The sequence below is a fragment of the uncultured Granulicatella sp. genome (assembly GCF_963528195.1).
GTDB lineage: Bacteria > Bacillota > Bacilli > Lactobacillales > Aerococcaceae > Granulicatella.
Window position 1 is genome coordinate 37559 of sequence record NZ_CAURVN010000003.1, and the last position, 21157, is coordinate 58715.

Consider the following 21157-nt stretch of genomic DNA (forward strand, 5'->3'; position numbering starts at 1 on the left):
GATGTCCCCTTTCTTCAAGTTTTTTCTTATTGTAGTATATCATTTTTCGTTTCTACTAGCCACTGTTCAACTTGATGATATAACTGCTGAATCGTGCCTTGATTATCTAATAAAACTGTCGCTCTTTTCCGTTTTTCTTCAATGGATAATTGAGAATCGATTCGAGACAGCGCTTCTTGTTTTGTATATTGATTTCTTCTCATTAATCGTTCTAATTGTAGCTCTCTTGGAATATAAACAACGATAATTTCTTCGCATAATTCCTCATAATGTTTTTCAAATAATAGGGGCAAATCTAAAACAATCATTGTCTCCCCTTTTTGACGATACTCTTCGATTTCATCTAAAATCATAATTTTAATGAGAGGCTGTAATAGCTCATCTAGTTTTTGACGATTTTCTGCATTTGAAAAAATTAATGCGCCTAATTTTTGACGATTTAAGCTTCCATCTTCTTCAAATACATCACTACCGAAAGCTTTTCTAATTTCTATAGCGCCTTGACTATTGGGTTCAACTACTTTACGAGCAACTTCATCTGCATCAATGACAGGAATTTTCAATTGTTTTAAATAAGAAGATACCGTAGATTTCCCAGAAGAAATCCCGCCTGTTAATCCAACAATTTTCATAAAATTCCTCCTTATAGCTCTTTTGTTCTATGTTAGATGAAAACAAAGATTGATGCAATAAAAAACTATAATATGAAGAACAAAAAAGGAATTTCCCCGTAGCAGAAATAAGCCTCGCTTTGCGAGTACCGACCCCAAAAAGTTAGATTTTTGATCTAACTTTTTGGGGTCACTACACCTGTTAAGGTGTATATGTGCGCCTTTGTAAACAAGAAACTATTATTCGATGTCCATTTCCGCCTCTTGGTTTTCTGTAATTTCTACTTCTGTTTCTTCTCTTTTTTCTATGATTTTTTATATTTTAATATCGGCTTCCTCTTTACAAATTAGAGATATGATTAGCTGATAAAATTCATCTTTGCTTAAGTTCTTGCTTTCTGTAAAGCTATTTTCAAAGACTGCTCCTTTTTCATATATTCTTTTATCTCTCTTTTTTCTTTCTTCCTGTTTCTGCTGACTGGTGAGTTTTTTTCTTTTATTTTGTAATTGCTTAATTTCTTCATCTACCATTAAGATTTTTTCTTCTATGTTTTTCATTTTGTCTTTTCCTCTCTTTCTTATTTTGAGCAAAGAAAAAAACAGTAAACCTTTTCCTATTTACTGTTTCTCTGTTATTTTTATTAAGTTGCTAGTTCAACAAACAATTGGAATTTATTGCTTTGTTACATTAGAAAAAAATAACAAATAAACTCCAAATATAAATTTAATGATTGCATCAATATAGGCAAAGAGTACCAAAGAGACACCAGAAAAAATATACCCCATGATAATATTAATAGTGCACATAATTCCTAATAAAACCATTGATTTTCCATGTACAAAATAGAATGGGGAAAAATGCAATGCTGTGGCTAATAATGCTCCTAACCATATCAATCTCCAATTCTCCGTAGCAAAAAATGGACCTCCTAAAAAAATCATTAATATAAACAGTAATATTATTGAGTATTTAGAAACCTTATTTTGAAATTTAGTCGATGATCCAGTGGATAGTTTTTTTAGTAAGTTTTTATTCATATTAATTAAAAAAAAGCAAACTACATAACCTATACTAAACACTTGCATATTTATAATTTGTTGTCCACCTATTAAGGTAGCAACAGCGATAACTATGGCAACCGCAATTAACCATAAACCGCCAGATTTTTTATAATTAAATTCTAACTTTTTATTTTTTTCATATCCTAACATTCGCCGAAAAACCTCTCTTAATCTTAATTTATTTATCTATTTCACTTAATATTTTAGAATTTTCAGGAATTTTTCTACTGCCAGATTTCATACTCATTCACTACTATTCCTCCGTAAAGTTTCAAAGTAACTTCTAGTTAAGTATCAAAACTAGAACTTAGATTGAGAATTTACCAGGAATTTCCAATTAAAACTTATTAATACGACGAATGCGCTGTACGCTAAAGGCCATAACGACATATAAAACGGTAAATAAAACAATCATCCCTAAATGGAATGCATAACTAGAAAACTCTGTTGAAGAATTGCTTGCTGCTGAAGTCACATAATAAACTGGGAAGAATTTAGCAATGTTGACTCCATATGAACTTACCAATTTTAAAGGAACAAAAATTCCGGATAAAAATGCCAATCCCGTCCCCAAAATTGTACTTGCAGCTGAATAAGCATATTGATTCTCGCCAATTACTACTGCACAAAGAAATGACAAAGCATAAGCTGAAATTGCCGACGCTGTACTTAATAATAAAATCTTCAATGCTTGAGAACTTGCATAAAATTCAGGAGCTAAAATCCCTACAAAAAGCAGATTAATACCAACAATTAAACCTACAATCGTTAACCCTGCTAAAAATTGTTCCAACATCACTCGACGTTCATCTTTCATTGCAATTGCAACTCTCTTGGCAACTTCTTTTCCTTTCATTTTAGAAAAAATCGTACCAAATAAATAAATGAACACTGAAAAATAAATAAATGGACTATAGGCAAAGTAATTTTTACCAAATTTTTCTTTAGAGTATTGACTGGATACCGCTTTTTCTTTAGAAAGAAGCATTACTGTTACTTCTTGATCCATAATCTTTTCTATTGTTTCTGGATTAAAATTCCCTTCTTTTTTCAAAGCAACTGCATATCGAAGATAAGAATTTACATACTCACGAATTAAATGTCCCGATAATGAATTGGAGATTTCCATCTCAACAACTTCTTGTTCTTTTTCCAATTTTGATTGAGCATCACTTGGAATCCATAATCCTGCATCTACATCTCCTGCATAGATGGCTTCTTTCATACTCGTATCACTTTTTGTCGTTTTTTGTACTTTATGTTTCTTTTGAAGAGTTTGAATCAATTGATTAATGATTTCGTTAGTACCATTCGATTCATCTTTAATCATCATTTTAACGGGAACATCTTCAAAATGCTTCCTTTCATCTATCTTAGAAATTTGAAGTAAAGCCATCCCGATAAAAATAACTAAATAAATAATGCCATATATTTTGTAACGATTCGTAAGTTTTAAAAAATACTTATAAACTGTCATAACGTGTTCTCCTTAATCTCCATAATGCAAAGACCATTAATAGAAGTGTATAAAATCCTAGTAATCCAAAAATACGAGTCATTTGTGTTCCCTCATTTAAACGGTTTAATTGATAAAATCCAGATATAATCAAAGCTACCGGATTATACTGATTCACCCCTGGGAGATGGGTATTCATAAATGCTCGTATACTACTTCCCATTAATCCTGCAATAGCGGATGCAATCATATTGGTCATTAATGCTACTATAATCCGTCCTTGTATACTCAACTGTTGAAGAGTTCCTATTAAAATTCCAAAGGATAATCCAAAAATATTTCCTATAAGCATTAATAAAATACTACCTGTCCAATCCGTAAATAACTGTAATTTTAAAATTTGAGTCATATACACTAATAAAAGTGCATTCGAAAGTAAATTCAACGTTAATCCTGTAGCAAAACTGTAAATCAGAAATTTCCATTTACTAAATGAACTTCCCATAACTCTTCGTCCCACTTCAGATAAATTACCATTCATATATGCTACACAAACAACTCCACTAAAAATAGAATACATTGCAAAACTTGCTAGACTTGAATAGAACAGCATCGTTCCTTCACTAACATCACTCTTTGTTTCTTTTATCCAACTTTTTTTAAAATCAATGGTAGAGGCACTTTTTCCAAGAGATTGAACTTGTTTGATTTGAGTGACCACATTTTTCAAAACACTTTGAGGAACACCTGATTCTTTTGCCACTACAATATCTAAATTATTGTCAACAAATCCATCTGCTTTTTCTTCAAGCGTTAACTGCTTGCCCTCTTCTGCTGAAGTGACATCTATAATTTCAAAATTCTCCCCTGCTTGTTCGAATACAAAATGAAAAGGATGATCCTTAGTTATCGCCACTCGAACGGGATTTAATTCCTGATGAATCACACCAGAAAGTGATAAATAGAAGAAAGTCATTAAAATCACTGGATAACATAATACCCAAAATGAAAATGCAAAATCTTTTACCGTATTTTTAAATAAATACTTAAATAACTTTAGAAATGTCATCATCTATCACGAAGTCCTTTCCCAGTATAGGCTAGAAATACATCATCTAAACTTGGTTGTTCACTATATAAACGCACATAATTTAATTGCAATTCTTCAATCGTGTTGGCAACATGCATTAAATGATTATTTCCCTTTTTAAAATGAAACTTCAACTGTTGTTTTTGTTCTTCCATTACTAAAATTTGAGGAATTTGTCTTAATCGCTCTAATTGTTCACTCGTTGGAATGGTCGTTAATTCTACTTGAATAATTTCTGAAGTAGTAATTGATGCTTTTAATTCTTGAGACGTTCCAGAGATAATGCTCTTTCCTTTATCCATAATCACAATACGATCACTTAATCCATCCACTTCATCTAAATAATGAGTGGTATAAATAATGGTACTACCTTTTTCATTTAATTGACGAATTCCGTCCAAAATAAACGAACGACTTTGAGTATCCACTGCAACAGTCGGTTCATCGAAGAAAATTAAGGAAGGTTTATGGACGATTCCGCAAGCAATATTTAATCGGCGTTTCAATCCTCCACTTAATTTTTTCGGAAGAAATTTACGAAAATCTTGTAATTCTGTAAATTCAATCGCTTCTTTTACATATTGTTTTCGCAATGTTGAATCTGAAATATATAGTCCACAAAAGAAATCAATATTTTCTTCCACTGTTAAATTTTCTAAATAAGCTAACTCTTGCGGTACAATTCCAATTTGTCCTCTAGCTTTAGCAGATAATGGAAATTGATTTTCTCCTAACACGGTAATCTCTCCACTATCAAATGTTAAAAATCCTAGCATACAATTGATTAAAGTTGTTTTTCCACATCCATTTGGACCAAGAAGTGCTAATAACTCCCCTTTTTGAATCTCAATTTCAAAGTGATTTAATGCCATTAAATCTTTATAACGTTTCACTAAACCTTTAACTACAATACTTGTTTCCATATGTTCACCTATCCTTTCATCACAATCTTAGTATATAAAATGTCTTCACTCTTACCTAGTGTCAAATATCATCATCTGCATATGACATTTGTCATATTTTTATAGAATTTTGTGACTTTTGCAGTTATACTACAATAAAAAGCAGATTGGAGGGATAGTCTTGCGTACATTCATTGAAAAATCATTATTTTTTATTCTCATCAGTATTTTTTTAGCACAGGAAAATATTGAACTTTCGACAATTTTTCTAGGATTTTGTATCTATATCCTCTCTCTTTCCCCTTATGTAAGTTCAAAACTCATTTCATCAATAGCATTAGGGATTTCTGGAATACTTTGTATTCTCTTTCCACAGACTGGACTTTATAGTGTTCTATTCATCATGCATGCGGTTCACTTATACGGTTTAGGCGGAATTTTTTCAGGAGTGATTTTATTTTTATATCCTCATTTATTTACCATTATCCTCGGTATCATTGGTAGTTATATTATGTTACAAACTCAAAAGGATGAGGCTTTTCAAAAGAAAAATTATCAAATACAAAATGATTTAGAACTAGAACGTCTAAAATTAGTCCAACGCCAACAATCAAGCTCTGAAGAAGTTTTAAAACAAATGGAAATTGCAACTTTGAAAGAAAGAAATCGGATTTCTCATGCATTACATGATCAACTAGGACATACTTTGAGTGCTTCTATTATGCAATTAGAAGCTCTTCAAATTATTACAACTGAACCCATTGTGGAAGAAAAATTAGAACATTTATCAAGCATTTTACAACAGGAAATGGATAACATTCGATTAACTATTCACCAAATGTATGATGACTCCTTCTCACTTTCACAAAGAATGGATACACTCCTTCAACCTTTAAAGGAAAAAGCACAAGTGAATTTTACAAACACTATATCAGATAGTATTCCGATTACTATAAAATATGATATTTTAACGATTTGTAAGGAATTGACGACAAATTTCATGAAACATTCTAATGGAACGCAACTTCAATTATTCCTTTTAGAACAAAAAACAACCTACACCATTGATTATAGAGATAATGGTGACCGTCCAACTAATACTCCCTCAGGCATGGGACTGACAATGATGAAGGAACTAGTGGAAAAACACAATGGAGATTTTACACTTCAAACAAAAAATGGATACGAAATTTTTATTCGTATTCCAAAACAGGAGGCCTCTCATGATTAAAACGATTCTTATTGATGATGATTATTTAGTATTACAAGCATTAGAAACCATTCTTTCTGCCCAATCTCATATTGAAGTCGTTGGAATGGGAAGTAATGGAGCTGAAGCGATTCAACTATACGAACAACATCAGCCTGATTTAGTTTTAATGGACATTCGAATGGAACCTACTTCTGGAATTGATGCAGCTAGTCATATTTTACAAGACTATCCTGAAGCAAAAATTTTATTTTTAACGACCTTTCAAGATGATGAATATATTACAAAAGCATTAGCGATTGGCTGTAAAGGATATTTATTAAAACAACATATTAAAGGCATCATCCCTGCCATCGAAGCAGTTATGAATCATCAAATTGTATACGATTCAACGATTGATATGCCTGTTAAAAAATTGGTTCAACGAAAAACTAGTAAGCTTCTAAACGAAAGAGAAAATGAATTATTGTATTTAATAGCAGAAGGATACAATAATAAAGAAATCGCAGAAAAAATGTACTTAAGCGAAGGCACCATCCGAAACTACCTCTCCTTACTTTTAGAAAAATTAAACTTAAGAGACAGAACCCAATTAGCCATTTATTACTATAAAGATTTGGTAGAATGAACTATTAATGACGAAAGACACCACAAAGTGGTGTCTTTTTAATATGCCATTATAAAAAAAGGAATTTCCATGTAGCAGCCATGAGACCGCAGATCTGCTGGCGTCCTTTGCTACATCTTGGAAATTCCATTTCTAACTTCAATACGTCTCCCATCTTATGATGGCAAACAAAAAAGGAATTTCCCCGTAGCAGCAGTGATTGAAACGGCATAGCCGTTCCAATCACAGGAAATTTTGAGACCTCAGGCTCAAAATTTAGCAATGAGACTCGCTTGGCGAGGCTGCTTGCGTCCTTGCTACATTTTGGAAATTCCATTAAAATTTTTAACTATTATAAACGATTGTTCAACTCTTCTGCTAGTTCTTCAAATCCTGGTTTACCTAATAAAGCAAACATATTTTTCTTATACGCTTCAACACCAGGTTGATCAAACGGATTCACACCATTTAAGTAACCAGAAATACCTACAGCGATTTCGAAGAAGTAAATTAAATGACCTAAAGTATAAGCTGACATATCAGGAATTGTTACCACAAAGTTTGGTACTTGACCATCCGTATGCGCTAATAAAGTACCTTGGAAAGCTTTTGTATTTACAAAATCCATTGTTTTACCTTGTAAATAACCTAAACCATCTAAATCTTCCTCAGTTTCAGGAATTGTTACAGTTTCATTAGGAGTACCCACTTTAATAACCGTTTCGAAGATATTACGTTGACCTTCTTGGATATATTGACCTAATGAGTGTAAATCAGTTGAGAAGTTCGCACTTGAAGGATAAATACCTTTCAAGTCTTTCCCTTCAGATTCACCGAATAATTGTTTCCACCATTCAGAGAAGTATTGTAAAGTTGGCTCATAATTAATTAATAATTCAGTCACTTTACCTTTACGGTATAACACATTTCTAGCTACCGCATATTGATAAGCTTCATTTTCTTTTAAGTTTGGTGAGCTATAAGCCACACGAGCATCTTCAGCCCCTTGCATTAACGCATCTACATCTGCACCAGTTACAGCAATTGGTAATAAACCTACAGCTGTTAATACAGTGAAACGTCCACCTACATCATCTGGAATGACAAATGTTTGATAACCTTCAACATCTGCTTCTGATTTTAATGCTCCACGAGCACGGTCAGTTGTTGCATAAATACGTTTAACCGCTTCTTCTTTACCATATTTTTTAATTAATAAATCTTTGAACACACGGAACGCAATCGCTGGTTCTGTAGTTGTACCTGATTTAGAAATTACGTTTACTGAGAAATCACGGTCTCCAATTAACTCAATTAAACCATGTAAGTAAGTTGAGCTAATGCTGTTTCCTGCGAATAACACTTGAGGTGCTTTACGTTGTTCTGCTGGTAAATAGTTGTAGAATGCATGATTTAAGAAATCAATTGCTGCACGAGCTCCTAAATATGAACCACCAATACCAATAACAACTAATACTTCAGAATCTTCTTGAATTTTTTTAGCTGCTTCTTTGATACGAGCAAATTCTTCTTTATCATAGTCACGAGGTAAGTTAATCCAACCAGTGAAATCTGCACCTGCTCCTAATCCCTCTCTTAAATCTTTGTCAACTGCTGTTACAGTTGATTGTAATTGATTGATTTCTTCTTGATTAAAGAAACCTAATGCTTTGGAATAATCAAATGAAATATGTCCCATAATGAACCTCCTAAAAATTTCTTCTTCTATTATATCAATTTTTCTATAAAATGAATACTACTAAGCTTTGTTTTCTTTTGGTTTTACAAATTTTTCTTGCGCCTCTTCAATCCAATACGGCAATTGATGCGCTAAAGATGAAAATCCTATTGGAGGAGTAAAGCGTTTCTTATTTCGCTTAATTCTCGTTGGTGTAGAAGGTACATCTAATTTTTCTAATGCACGAATTGATAAACTAATTTTATCGGTAAATTCATCTACATCAATCACTTTTGCAGTTACTTCTTCTCCAATTTTTACAAAATTATGCACATTATCCATATATCCATGCTTACATTCAGAAATATGAATTAATCCTTGTGTTTCTTCATCCAATGCTAGAAAAATTCCGTAAGGCTGAACTCCTGTCACTTTAGCAGTAATCACATCTCCAATGCGATACGTCTGTGTCATTTTCAACCCCTAGCCTTTCACTACTGTCGTTGATTCAATCACAACATCTTCTAATGGACGGTCTTGACCATTGCGTTTAACGGATTCAATTTTTAATACAACGTCCATTCCTTCAACAACACGACCAAAAACAGTATGACGATGATCTAACCATGGTGTTCCACCATCTTTTGCATAAGCTTCAACAATTTTTTCTGGCCATCCCATCTCTTTTAATTGTGTTAACATTTGAGCAGGAACATGTTTTGCTGTTACGATGAAAAATTGTGAACCATTTGTATTTGGCCCAGCATTTGCCATTGAAAGAGCTCCGTAAAGATTAAATAATTCTTTTGAAAATTCATCTTCAAATTTTGGACCCCAAATCGATTCTCCACCCATACCAGTACCAGTTGGGTCTCCACCTTGAATCATAAAGTCTTCAATAACACGATGAAAAATCACTCCGTCGTAATAACCATTTTTCGCATGTGTCACAAAGTTTTTAACCGTCTTTGGTGCACGCTTTTTAAATAATTCTAAAGTAATATCCCCCATATTTGTATGTAAAATTACAACAGGGTTTCCTTTTAATTGTCTTCTTAATTGTGGAAATATAACCATTTTCCCCTTATTCTTCCCTTCTTTTCTAAGTTTTATACTGCTTCAATTAAACCATAAAATGCCTTTTTTATCAATTTATGGACAAAGCTTCAACCTACTCTTCTCCAACAGAAGCAACAATTTGTGCCCAATAACGATCCACTAATAAATCTTTCTCTGGCTTTGCTTTTTCTAATTGCTTTTCTGCAATTTTTAATAGTTCTTCTGAAACTGGAATAAAATGAGAAATTTGCTTTCCATTTACAATATAAATTCCTACTCCAGCTTCTTGTTGATTACTAAAAAGAATACGATCAAATATGATATTTTTTTGCAACATTCGATCTACGCAATAATATTTTACAATTTCAATGATGCGGTCATCATACCCTTCTTCAGCAATGCATAACTTTTCAAAAAATTCATCACAACTTCCTACATATCGAACAGCATATCCGCTATCTAAAAAATCTTGATTGGTTGTTTGATCATCAATTAAGACTTGTTGCAATTCTTTTTGCATCTCTTCTTCTTTTGGGAAGAAATGAATTAAAATTTTCTTATCCATATCCTGATAATTCAAAATATATGGAATAAAATATTTTTGCCCACAATGTGGACAAGTACATTGAAATACTGTTTGATTGATTAATTTTTCTTTTAACTCTGGAGTTTCAGTCACATTCACATTTTGATAAATCGTATAGTCAAAAGACTTTTGACATGTTTCACAGTGAATTGGGACTTGATTTACTTCTGTCATGAATATACCTTCTTTCGAATTCTACTGTGCCTAGTATACCATGCTCGTCAAAAACTTTCCCCTTTTATTTACTGTTTTTACTTTCCTTATTTGGTATAACGTTTGAGAATATGGTATAGTATAAAAGACTAATTAGGAAAGAGTGTATTTTTATGACTATTTTTGAAAATTATCCTTTAATAGCAGCATTATCATCAATATTATTTGCACAATTTGTTAAATTCCCAATTGCCTTTTTCACTCGAAAAAAAGGAGCACATTTATCCCTTATGACAAGTACGGGTGGAATGCCGAGTTCTCACTCTGCTGCCGTTACTTCACTCATTACAGCTCTTGGGTTGGAATATGGATTTGCTTCTCCACTTGTAGCAATTGCCACAACATTTGGTGTGATTGTCATGTTTGATGCGATGGCGGTTAGACGTCAAAGTGGTGAACAAGGAATTTTATTATCACAATTATTTGAAGAACAATTAAGAGATGAATCTACAAAATTATCAGAAATTGAAATTGATGATGATGAACCGATTCAATTATTTAATACAGAAGAAAATAAAAAATTAATTATTAAGAAATATCTTGGACATAAACCAGTAGAAGTATTTGGTGGTGCAATGACAGGAATTGTAATTGCTATCCTATTACGCTTCTTATATTTCTAAGAATGGAGAATGAAATGACAACAGAAATCGTAGATATTGCCATTATTGGTGGCGGACCCGTTGGATTATTTACAGCTTTTTATGCAGGACTTCGTCAAGCAAGCGTAAAAATTATCGAAAGCCTTCCTCAACTAGGAGGGCAACCTGGAATGTTATATCCTGAAAAAATGGTGTACGATATTCCTGCTTATCCTGAAATTTTAGCTGGAGATTTAGTAGAAAACTTAATCAAGCAATTAGATAGATTTGAATCTACACAAATTTGCTTAGAAGAAGAAGCTCTTCAAATTGAAAAACACGAAGACTACTATGAAATTACAACTTCTAAACAAAAACACTTTGCAAGAACGATTATTATTGCATGTGGAAACGGAGCTTTCCGTCCCCGTAAATTAGAATTAGAAGGTGCAGAAAATTACGAAAATCATCAACTGCACTACTTCGTAACGAATTTAGAACAATTTAGAGATAAAAATATTGCCATTTGTGGTGGTGGAGATTCAGCAGTGGACTGGGCATTAGCGTTAGAAAATATCGCCAAAAAAGTTAGCATCATTCACCGTCGTCCACAATTCAGAGCACACGAACATAGTGTTGAATTACTTCAAAATTCTTCCGTTGAAATCTTTACACCATTCATTCCAGAACATTTAAATGGAGATGGAAATACGCTTCAATCTGTTACCTTCAAACAAGCTCGTGGAGAAGAAGAAATTGAATTAGAAGTGGATGACTTCATTGTCAGCTATGGGATTTCCTCTTCTATCGGATCTATTAAAGATTGGGGATTAGAACTTCAAAGAAATGCAATTATCACGAATAGTAAAATGGAAACAAACCTTCCAGGTATATTTGCTGTTGGTGATATTGCCACATACGAAGGAAAAGTTCAAATTATCGCAACAGGATTTGGTGAAGCTCCGATTGCTGTCAACCAAGCAATGGCGTACATTCATCCTGAGAAAAGAATCCAAACCATTCATAGTTCTTCTCTTTTCTAGTCATATATGTTATAATGATATGTTCGTTTCCACTTTTAAAGAATTGGAAACGTGGAAGGAGAGTTTTTATGAAAAATACAAAAGAATTACATGAATATGCACTATCACTTCTTCACGAACGTGGAGTTGAGTTAGAAGAAATTGCAAAATTAGTTCATTTCTTACAAGAACCATATTTTCCTAATTTAACGCTTGAACACTGCTACAATAATGTTGAATTTGTTCTAAAAAAACGTGAAGTACAAAACGCTATTATTACAGGAATTGAGTTAGATAAATTAGCAGAAAAAAATCAACTATCTCAACCATTAAATGATATTCTTACAAAAGATGAAGGTTTATATGGTGTAGACGAAATTCTTGCTTTATCTATCGTAAATGTTTATGGTTCTATCGGATTTACAAACTATGGTTATATCGATAAAGTAAAACCAGGAATTTTAGAATTATTAAATGATAAATCAAGTGGCTACTGCCACACTTTCTTAGATGATATCGTAGGTGCTATTGCTGCAGCAGCAGCAAGTCGTGTAGCCCACGGATATCCAGAATACCAAGAAGCAGAATTAGATTAATTTAATAAACTAACATAAAATAAAATTAACTTTTCTAAGGTAGCAAGGACGCAAGCAGCCTCGCAAAAGCGAGTCTCATTGCTAAACTTCGAGCCACGGTCTCGAAGTTTCCTATAATAAAATTCGCTTAACACGAATTTTATTACTGCTACTATAGAAAAGTTTTTATTTTATTATAAAGCCTCTTATCAGCTAAGTTTTTAACTAACATACAAATTTATAAAACAACTAAAACTCACTGCAACTTAAACAAAGCCTAGTTACATTATATTCGTAATCTCATATTTTTCCCTATACAGAAAACAAACTTTGCGCTGTTGCTCGAGTACTATCAGCCACTCTGGATGATAGTACTGGAAAATTTGAGACCATAGGCTCAAATTTTAGCCAAGAGACCCACACAGGGGCTACTGGCGTCCATAGCAACCCAAGCAAAGCCTAGTTTTCGTCCTCTTCCATTTCTTCGAGACGCTTTTTCATAAGTTTCTTAATTTCATAAGTATCAACTTCATACTGTATACATTCACACTCTTCAGCAAAAGCTTCTAAAATCGCCTCATATTCCTCTTCATCAAATTCTACTGCAAATACAGGACGACCATCTTGTACACCAACAAAAGCTCTGTCTTGATCATCTATAAATACTAAATGATCAAATTCTTTATCAAAATCATACTCAAGCTCCATATATGATTTCAGCAATTCGACTGCTACATCATTTAAACCCGCTTCAAAAATAACCATCTTTTCCACTGCTGAACCATAGTTCGGTTCAAAACGAATACGGTAACCTTCTTCATCTAATGCACGAACTTCAAGAACAAAATCTTTTTCCTGTTCTGATGTAATTCCTAATCCATGTGACACTTGCATGAGTTTAACACCATTATCATATTCATTGTCACTATAATAAATACGATATTTCTTTTCCTGATTATCGATCACAAGTTCCTCTTGATCTTTTAACACAGTATATTCTTCTCGACAATAGGGACATTCAAATTCAAAAATAGACGCATCCAAAAGATAAGGAATCAATTCCCGTTGTCTTGGTAATTCGATTTTTTGATATTCACGTATCCCAAAATGTCGTCTACAATGCAAACATCTAATCTCTCTATCTACAAATAATTTTTCTGTCATCTCTTCACCTATTTACTCTATATTCATCCAAATCGTAGCATCTTCATCGTCCACATAAGTTGTCCACGCTACTCCAAAGGAAGCCTTCTTTGCTGCTGGTGGATAGTAAACAACACCATTCGAATCCACTTCAATCTCATAGTGTTCTGGATCTACCTTTTCAGCCCAGATTCCGACTGCTAACTGATTCCACTGCCACTGTGCTCCTAATAAATCAATTCCCTCATAAGATTTAATATAGCGCATTTCCTCGAAATCCATCGAAGTTTTTAATACAATCATTTTGCCTGCTAACGCCTCTAATTGAGCTGGTCTTAAACGATACGAACCATTGACTAAATTTTCTTTCCATACTCTTAATTTCGTAAATTCGTAATGCATTGGAATGACTTCTCCATCTGCTTCCAGCCAAAATTCCCCTATCGTTGTTTTTAAAATATGCACAGGATTGACTGTTTTATTTTTGCTTCCAAAAATTGTTTTTTCTCTTAATTCATTTTCTCTAGAATTATAAATAATCTGTTCTCTTGGAATGGATAACTGATACTCGCTCACAGCTTCTTGTTGGGAAGAAACAACATTTGTGATATATTTCAATTCTTCTATTGGGAAATTCGCTGCCTCTTCATCTCCATAAAAGACTTTTTCAACGAAAGCTTCCACTTCTTGGAAATATTCTCCAACCGGAACTGTTACATAATCGCCCACTTCTACTTCTAAATTTTTATGGCATAAATACACATATTGTTTTCTACTACCTTCAAAGCTCACACGGCAATATTTATATTCTCCCTCTTGATGAGTCGGCTCAACTTTTTCTTTTGAGGCAACACTGAATTCACGGCAAGATTCTAAGAAGTCTAATAATTTAAAAATTTCTTCTTCAAATAAACTAATCTCATAATATTCTGTTAAATATCTTCCACCTTTGATAAAAGGACGCAATCGAATTCCTAATAAGCAGACATCTGATTCATATTCTTTAGGAGAAAAATATAAAGCAATATCCTCTTCTTCAAATGATAAATGCCAAGGCTCTGTTCCTTCAGTTTCTTTCATTTTTCTTAAAGATTCAATCCATTGATCCACTTCTCTTACACGGAGAAATTCTCCATTAACTTTTAAAGATACAAAAGCATTTTCAATCGAACATTTTCCATGCACCCATTGATTAGGAGTAGCTTCTTTTCCAATCGTACTTCCATCAAACTCAAATGACAAAGTTGTACCTAGAAATAATTTTTCTTTAAAACGAACTTTATTTCTCATATAATTCCTCCCTGTTCTTCTCTTGTATCTTATCATTTTTCAATTTTATTCGCTATTAATATAAGTGGATATTGCCATCCCACATTTCATGTGATAAACTATTGTTAAGTTATAAATTAACAACGGAGGTGTATCATGTTTTCAGCAAATCGTCTAAAAGAAATCCGTACTCAACAAGGGTATTCTCAATCTTTTATCGCCAAGCAACTAGAAATTAGTCGAGTAGCTTATCATCATTGGGAAAATGAAAAAACCATTCCAAATCAAAAAAATTTAATCGCATTAGCAGACATTTTCAATGTAGAAGCCAGTTATTTTGAATCGGAATATACTATTGTGACGAACTTTTTACAACTGCATTCGAACAATCAAAAAAAGGCAGAACACTATGTAGAGCAATTGCTTCATCAGCAACAAAGTCAAAAAACGCTCTATCCGATTACCGTATTAGCAGAAGTAAAACTTTCTGCCGGATTAGGAAAAGGAATTTTTGATGAATATGAAACAGAAATTGTCTACTCTCCAACAGAGCAACGAGGGTATGATATTGCTGCATGGATTCAAGGAGATTCGATGAGTCCCGCTTATCAAAATGGTGAAGTCGCTCTTATTCAAGCTAATGGATTTGACTATGATGGAGCAGTCTATGCGCTAACATGGAACGAGGCCGTTTATATTAAGAAATTATATCGAGGCGAACAAGGCTTTAGAATGGTTTCTTTAAATCCGAATTACCCAGAGCAATTCATTCCTTATGAAGAAAATCCACAAGTAGTTGGACTCGTCGTGAATCACTTTATGCCGGTATCTGCTTCCTAGAGGTTCAAAATGACCGTTATTGATTATGCAAGAGAACCACATAGTGATATTGCCTTTATTGATATGAAATCATTCTATGCTAGTGTGGAGTGTGTAGACCGTGGATTGAATCCATTAACAACTTGCCTTTGTGTCATGAGTCGTGCAGATAATGCTAATGGACTGATTCTTGCTTCTTCCCCTATTTTTAAGAAGATTTTTGGAAAAGCAAATGTCAGTCGCTCTTATGATTTACCTTTTCATATTCAAACAAGAAAATTCAATCTAGCTGCTGCAAAAAGACAAGGTTTACCCATCAATCAAAATGTTATACGTTATGTAGAAAATTGGGCGCAAAAAACATTAATTGTCCCCCCGAGAATGGATCGCTACATTGAAAAAAATATGGAAATCCAAAAGATTTTTCAAAAATTTGCTGCACCGACAGATATTCTTCCTTATTCCATTGATGAAGCTTTTATTGATTTAACTTCTTCCTTGAATTATTTTATCTCGCATCATCAATTCACTAAAAAGGAAAAATTAGATGTTCTTTCTTCCAAAATCCAACAAGAAATATGGAGAAAAACAGGAATTATTTCAACTGTTGGAATGAGCAATGCAAATCCCCTTCTTGCTAAACTAGCTCTCGATAATGAAGCTAAAAAAACAAAAACAATGCGGGCAAATTGGTCCTATGAGGATGTTGAAACAAAGGTATGGGCTATTCCTTCCTTAACTGATTTCTGGGGAATTGGCAGCAGAACAGAAAAAAGATTACATAAACTAGGCATTCATAGTATTCGTGAATTAGCTGAGAGTAATCCGGATGATTTACAAAAAGAATTTGGCATCATAGGAGTTCAACTTTGGTTTCATGCCAATGGCGTAGACGAAAGTAATATCCATCAACCGTATAAAGTACAATCAAAAGGAATTGGTAATTCGCAGATTTTACCACGAGATTATATTCATCAAGAAGATGTAGAAGTTGTCTTATCAGAAATGGCAGAACAAGTAGCAATTCGATTAAGAAGACGACATAAAAAAACAAAACTCATTTCTATTTATATCGGTTTTTCAAAATATGAAATGAAATCCTCGCTTCATTGCCAAGAAGCCATTGAACCAAGTAATCAAACAGCCATCTTAACAAAAGCTGTCTTACAATTATTTCGCAAAAAATATCATAGCGGTGCTGTCCGCCAAATTGGAGTACGCTATAGTGACTTAGTGGATGATAAATATTCCATTATTTCATTATTTGATGACCCGATACTAATGGAAAAAGAAGAAAAATTACAACAGGCAATTGATGGTATTCGAGATGAATTTGGATTTTTATCGATTCAAAAAGGAACTTCCCTATTAGAAAGTTCGAGAAATATTGCTCGTAGCAAACTCATTGGAGGACATTCTGCTGGAGGTTTGGAGGGATTAAAATGATTGATCGTTCTTATTTACCTTTTCGTTCTGCTCGCTTATATCAAGATCGAAAAATGGCAAAGTGGATGGGATTTTTTCTTTCTGAACATACAAGTGCATTAGAAGATGATGCAATCCCTATCCCTACTCATTCACAACTCAGTTTAGAAGAAAAATATTTATTATTAGGGCAATTACAGTTATATTCTTTAAAAGCTCATATTTCTATTCTTGAAAACAAGCAACTGTTGCACTATACAGGCACATTAGAAAATCTCACTGCTACAGAATGTTTATTAAAACTCAGTAATGGCTATCAAAGAATTTTTATTGAAAATATTGTCTCTATTCAACAAGTAGAGGAGGAACAGGATGAATCAGCAAGATTATTATCGTAATGAACTACAAATGAATTATTTTAGTGAAGATTACCGTCGTTTTGAAGAAGATTTTTATCGCTATTCCTCTCTAACGATTCCTCTGACTTTTTTAATCGATGATGTATTATTATCCATGGCAAAATCAAATCGCCCTTATTTTAAACTGAATGGGAAAAATGCATTGGATCATCAGGATCATTATTTTCTCTTTACGATTGAAGAAGAAGCGACTCAACCATCGATTCGACTCTATCGCTACCGTTGCGTTGCTCATTCACTAGAACAATTAAAGATACAATATCTTTCACAACAACAAAAACAGCTCTCTCCTAATTAGGAAAGAGCTGTTTTTATTATGAACATACCATAGTAGCACTAGGCATGAGACCGAAGGGCTGCTGCCGTCCGCACGCTACTATACTAGGAAGTCATTCCATCATTTATCCGTTTCTTCATCATATGACTGATACAAAAAAGACTTCCATAGTAGCTCTAGTGATAGAATCTGACATCACAGATTCTATCACCGGAAAATTTGAGACCTTAGGCTCAAATTTTAGGCATGAAACCATAGGTTTGCTGCCGTCCGCCTGCTACTATAACAGGAAGTCTTTTAAAACAAATTTACTCTTCGCCGTTAAGCGCTTCTGGGTAAAATTCACGGACAATTGTCGCACAACGATGACATAATGTTGGAGCATCTTCTAATGTTCCAACTTCTACTTTCACTGCACGGCAACGTTGACAAGTTTCCCCTTTTGCATGTTCAACAACCACTGAAACACCTTCACCTTGAACCGCATTTTCAGGAGCTGCTGTTCCTACAGGAGCAACTTCTAATTGACTAACAATGAATAATTGAGCAACATCCGTTTGTAAACTGTCTAATAAATCAGCCACTTCTTGAGTTGGATATAGCGTAACTTTTGCTTCAAAGTTTTTACCAATTAATTTTTCATTACGAGCTTCTTCTAATGCTTTAAGAGCTGTATTACGAACTTTAAAGAATTCAGCCCAACGAGCTAAAATAGCTTCTTCGCCTTCATAATGAGTTACTTCAGGGAATTCTGCTAATTGAACATAAGCTTCCTCTTCTTTTAAGTATTTCCATACTTCTTCTGTTGTATGCACTAAAATTGGACTCAATAATTTTGTTAATTTCACTAAGATATCATACAATACTGTTTGCATTGCACGACGTTCAAAGCCATTTTCTTGATCAATATACACAACATCTTTAGCAAAGTCTAAATAGAATTGTGATAAGTCAACTGTACAGAAGTTAATAACCCCTTGGTAAACCGTTGAGAATTGATAGTTATCATATGCTTTACGAATATTATCTACTAATTGATTGAATCGTACTAACATATATTGATCCACTGTACGTAAATCTTCAAATGCTACTGCGTGAGCTTTAGGATCAAAATCAGTTGTATTAGCTAACATAAATCTCATTGTATTACGGATTTTACGATAAACTTCTGATACTTGATTTAAAATTTCATCACTAATACGAACGTCTGACTCATAGTCCACAGAACTTACCCATAAACGAATAATATCTGCCCCTTTAGTCTTCATTTCTTTAGCTGGAGAAATAACGTTTCCTAGTGATTTACTCATTTTCTTTCCTTCTCCATCCATTACGAATCCTTGAGAAAGAACTGCTTTATAAGGTGCTTTTTTATGAACTGCTACACTTGTTGTTAAACTTGAGTTAAACCATCCACGGTATTGGTCACTACCTTCTAAATACATATCCGCTGGGAATGATAATTCTTCACGAGTTCCTAAAACTCCAGCATGAGAACTACCTGAGTCGAACCATACATCCATGATATCTAACTCTTTTGTAAAGATACCATTTGGAGAATCTGGATGAGTAAAGCCTTCTGGTAATAAGTCTTTTGCATCCCATTCAAACCATACATCTGAACCATGTTTTTCGAAAATTTGAGCAACATATTCTGTTGTTTCTGGTGTAATAATTGGTTCACCATTTTCAGCATAAAATACAGGTAACGGAACTCCCCATACACGTTGACGAGAAATTACCCAGTCTCCACGATCACGAACCATGTTGTAAATACGAACTTGACCAGAAGGGTGATACCATTTAACGTCGTTTTCAATCACATCTAAGATTTCTTGACGGAATGCATCAATTGAAGCAAACCATTGAGGTGTCGCACGGAAAATAACTGGTTTTTTCGTACGCCAGTCATGTGGATAGCTGTGTACAAAATAACTTAAGTTTAATAGTGCACCTTTTTCAGTTAATAAATCTGTAATCACTTTATTCGCATCTGCATAGAACATACCTTCAAATCCAGGTGCTTCATCTGTATAACAACCTTGGCTATCTACTGGAGATAATACTGCTAAATTATATTTACGAGAATAATAGAAGTCGTCTTCCCCGTGTCCAGGAGCTGTATGTACTAAACCAGTACCCGCATCTAATGTTACATAATCTCCATTCATTACTAATGATTCACGTTCATAGAATGGATGCCAAGCAGTCATATATTCTAATGCGCTACCTGGAAATTCTTGTAAAATTTCTACATTTTCCCATGATAATGTATCTGTTAATGATTCTACTAAATCTTTAGCTACAACGAATGTACCAGCAGAAGTTTTCACTTGTGCATATACATAATCTGGATGAACGAAAATTCCTAAGTTTGCAGGAAGTGTCCATGGAGTTGTTGTCCAAATAACAAATGAAGTATCTTCACCCAATAAGCCTTTTCCATCTTTTACTTTGAATGCTACATAAATAGAAGCACTTTCTACATCTTTATATTCGATTTCTGCTTCAGCTAATGAAGATTCACTTGATGGAGACCAGTAAATTGGTTTTAATCCTTTATAAATATAGCCGTTTTCAGCCATTTTACCAAATACACGAATTTGTTCTGCTTCGAATTCAGGCTTTAATGTTACATATGGATTATCCCATGTACCAGTTACACCTAAACGTTTGAACACTGTTCTTTGATTGTCGATTTGACGCCAAGCATATTCTGCACATAATTTACGGAATTCTGCTACTGACATTTTTTTACGATCAACACCTTCAGCATTTGCTAAAGCTTGTTCAATTGGTAAACCGTGAGTATCCCAACCAGGAACAAATGGAGCACGGAATCCGCTCATTGATTTACTACGTACGATAAAGTCTTTTGAAATTTTATTTAACGCATGTCCCATATGAACATCCCCATTGGCATATGGAGGGCCATCATGTAATACGAAAGAAGGTTTGCCTTCATTTTTTAACTGACGTTGTGCATAAAGGTTTGCTTCTTCCCATTCTTGTTGATAATCGATTTCTTTTGTAGGTAAATTCCCACGCATTGGAAATTCTGTTTTTCCAATTTGCAATGTTTCTTTCATTTTCATTGCATTTCCTCCTTTGTCTATAAAATAAAAAATCCCCTGCAAAAGCAGGGGCGAAAGT

General features: G+C 33.7%; 21 protein-coding genes and 1 pseudogene. 9 read left to right on the forward strand and 13 right to left on the reverse strand.

Annotated features, from left to right (window positions below; translation table 11 throughout):
* Positions 1–26: 26 nt before the first annotated feature.
* The 6 genes and pseudogenes from coaE to RWR88_RS01805 all read right to left on the reverse strand — a co-directional run bounded on the left by coaE (position 27) and on the right by RWR88_RS01805 (position 5142).
* A complete protein-coding gene (gene coaE / locus RWR88_RS01780) occupies positions 27–632 on the reverse strand; it encodes a dephospho-CoA kinase (protein WP_314450332.1) in 606 nt (201 codons plus the stop codon).
* A 219-nt stretch (positions 633–851) separates the two neighbouring features.
* Positions 852–1169, reverse strand: a pseudogene (locus tag RWR88_RS01785) (DUF3847 domain-containing protein).
* Positions 1170–1283: 114 nt separating this feature from the next.
* Positions 1284–1823, reverse strand: a complete 540-nt coding sequence (locus RWR88_RS01790) for a DUF6609 family protein (RefSeq protein ID WP_314450334.1) — start codon at positions 1821–1823, stop codon at positions 1284–1286.
* Positions 1824–2010: 187 nt separating this feature from the next.
* Positions 2011–3150 (reverse strand): ABC transporter permease, encoded by a 1140-nt coding sequence (locus RWR88_RS01795; RefSeq protein ID WP_314450336.1) that lies wholly within the window; start codon positions 3148–3150, stop codon positions 2011–2013.
* Complete coding sequence (locus RWR88_RS01800; RefSeq protein WP_314450337.1) at positions 3137–4201, reverse strand: ABC transporter permease; 1065 nt, start codon at positions 4199–4201, stop codon at positions 3137–3139. The genes RWR88_RS01795 and RWR88_RS01800 overlap by 14 nt, the downstream gene beginning before the upstream one ends.
* Entirely contained in the window at positions 4198–5142 is a 945-nt protein-coding gene (locus tag RWR88_RS01805; RefSeq protein WP_314078407.1) for an ABC transporter ATP-binding protein, read from the reverse strand. The genes RWR88_RS01800 and RWR88_RS01805 overlap by 4 nt, the downstream gene beginning before the upstream one ends.
* 160 nt (positions 5143–5302) lie before the next feature.
* Between RWR88_RS01805 and RWR88_RS01810 the strand changes: the two genes are divergently transcribed.
* Both RWR88_RS01810 and RWR88_RS01815 read left to right on the forward strand, forming a co-directional pair.
* Positions 5303–6352 carry a histidine kinase gene (locus tag RWR88_RS01810; RefSeq protein ID WP_314450339.1) on the forward strand — a complete coding sequence of 350 codons (1050 nt, stop codon included), beginning with the start codon at positions 5303–5305 and terminating at the stop codon, positions 6350–6352.
* Positions 6345–6959: a response regulator transcription factor gene (locus RWR88_RS01815; RefSeq protein WP_314450340.1), complete on the forward strand. Its 615-nt coding sequence runs from the start codon at positions 6345–6347 to the stop codon at positions 6957–6959. Before RWR88_RS01810 ends, RWR88_RS01815 begins: the two co-directional genes overlap by 8 nt.
* A gap of 331 nt (positions 6960–7290) precedes the next feature.
* Here the strand turns inward: RWR88_RS01815 and RWR88_RS01820 are convergent, their stop codons facing one another.
* The 4 genes from RWR88_RS01820 to RWR88_RS01835 form a co-directional block, all read right to left on the reverse strand.
* Positions 7291–8637, reverse strand: a complete 1347-nt coding sequence (locus RWR88_RS01820; protein WP_314450342.1) for a glucose-6-phosphate isomerase — start codon at positions 8635–8637, stop codon at positions 7291–7293.
* A 60-nt stretch (positions 8638–8697) separates the two neighbouring features.
* Complete coding sequence (locus RWR88_RS01825) at positions 8698–9090, reverse strand: CvfD/Ygs/GSP13 family RNA-binding post-transcriptional regulator (protein ID WP_006702336.1); 393 nt, start codon at positions 9088–9090, stop codon at positions 8698–8700.
* 9 nt (positions 9091–9099) lie between these two features.
* Complete coding sequence (locus tag RWR88_RS01830) at positions 9100–9693, reverse strand: peptidylprolyl isomerase (protein WP_314349828.1); 594 nt, start codon at positions 9691–9693, stop codon at positions 9100–9102.
* 94 nt (positions 9694–9787) lie between these two features.
* A complete protein-coding gene (locus RWR88_RS01835) occupies positions 9788–10435 on the reverse strand; it encodes a CpXC domain-containing protein (RefSeq protein WP_314450343.1) in 648 nt (215 codons plus the stop codon).
* Between the two features lie 152 nt (positions 10436–10587).
* Here RWR88_RS01835 and RWR88_RS01840 point away from each other — a divergent pair, with 152 nt between their 5' ends.
* The 3 genes from RWR88_RS01840 (at position 10588) to RWR88_RS01850 (ending at position 12673) form a co-directional block, all read left to right on the forward strand.
* Entirely contained in the window at positions 10588–11097 is a 510-nt protein-coding gene (locus RWR88_RS01840; protein WP_314078392.1) for a divergent PAP2 family protein, read from the forward strand.
* Positions 11098–11099: 2 nt separating this feature from the next.
* Positions 11100–12098 (forward strand): NAD(P)/FAD-dependent oxidoreductase, encoded by a 999-nt coding sequence (locus RWR88_RS01845; RefSeq protein WP_314450344.1) that lies wholly within the window; start codon positions 11100–11102, stop codon positions 12096–12098.
* A gap of 68 nt (positions 12099–12166) precedes the next feature.
* Positions 12167–12673 carry a phosphatidylglycerophosphatase A gene (locus RWR88_RS01850; protein WP_314450346.1) on the forward strand — a complete coding sequence of 169 codons (507 nt, stop codon included), beginning with the start codon at positions 12167–12169 and terminating at the stop codon, positions 12671–12673.
* Positions 12674–13111: 438 nt separating this feature from the next.
* On the opposite strand, the gene RWR88_RS01855 is transcribed toward RWR88_RS01850, so the two are convergent.
* Both RWR88_RS01855 and RWR88_RS01860 read right to left on the reverse strand, forming a co-directional pair.
* Positions 13112–13816 carry a CpXC domain-containing protein gene (locus RWR88_RS01855; protein WP_314450347.1) on the reverse strand — a complete coding sequence of 235 codons (705 nt, stop codon included), beginning with the start codon at positions 13814–13816 and terminating at the stop codon, positions 13112–13114.
* A 12-nt stretch (positions 13817–13828) separates the two neighbouring features.
* Positions 13829–15085, reverse strand: coding sequence for a hypothetical protein (locus RWR88_RS01860; RefSeq protein WP_314450348.1), 1257 nt, complete (start codon positions 15083–15085; stop codon positions 13829–13831).
* A 135-nt stretch (positions 15086–15220) separates the two neighbouring features.
* Between RWR88_RS01860 and RWR88_RS01865 the strand changes: the two genes are divergently transcribed.
* Genes RWR88_RS01865 through RWR88_RS01880 form a run of 4 tightly spaced genes read left to right on the forward strand, consistent with a single transcriptional unit; the run spans position 15221 to position 18025 of the window.
* Positions 15221–15904, forward strand: coding sequence for an XRE family transcriptional regulator (locus RWR88_RS01865; RefSeq protein WP_314450350.1), 684 nt, complete (start codon positions 15221–15223; stop codon positions 15902–15904).
* Positions 15905–15913: 9 nt separating this feature from the next.
* A complete protein-coding gene (locus RWR88_RS01870) occupies positions 15914–17329 on the forward strand; it encodes a Y-family DNA polymerase (protein WP_314450353.1) in 1416 nt (471 codons plus the stop codon).
* A complete protein-coding gene (locus tag RWR88_RS01875; RefSeq protein WP_314349819.1) occupies positions 17326–17706 on the forward strand; it encodes a hypothetical protein in 381 nt (126 codons plus the stop codon). The genes RWR88_RS01870 and RWR88_RS01875 overlap by 4 nt, the downstream gene beginning before the upstream one ends.
* A complete protein-coding gene (locus RWR88_RS01880) occupies positions 17681–18025 on the forward strand; it encodes a DUF5960 family protein (RefSeq protein WP_314450354.1) in 345 nt (114 codons plus the stop codon). Before RWR88_RS01875 ends, RWR88_RS01880 begins: the two co-directional genes overlap by 26 nt.
* A 287-nt stretch (positions 18026–18312) precedes the next feature.
* Here RWR88_RS01880 and ileS read toward each other — a convergent pair whose 3' ends face one another.
* A complete protein-coding gene (ileS, locus tag RWR88_RS01885; protein WP_314450356.1) occupies positions 18313–21099 on the reverse strand; it encodes an isoleucine--tRNA ligase in 2787 nt (928 codons plus the stop codon).
* Positions 21100–21157: the final 58 nt, after the last annotated feature.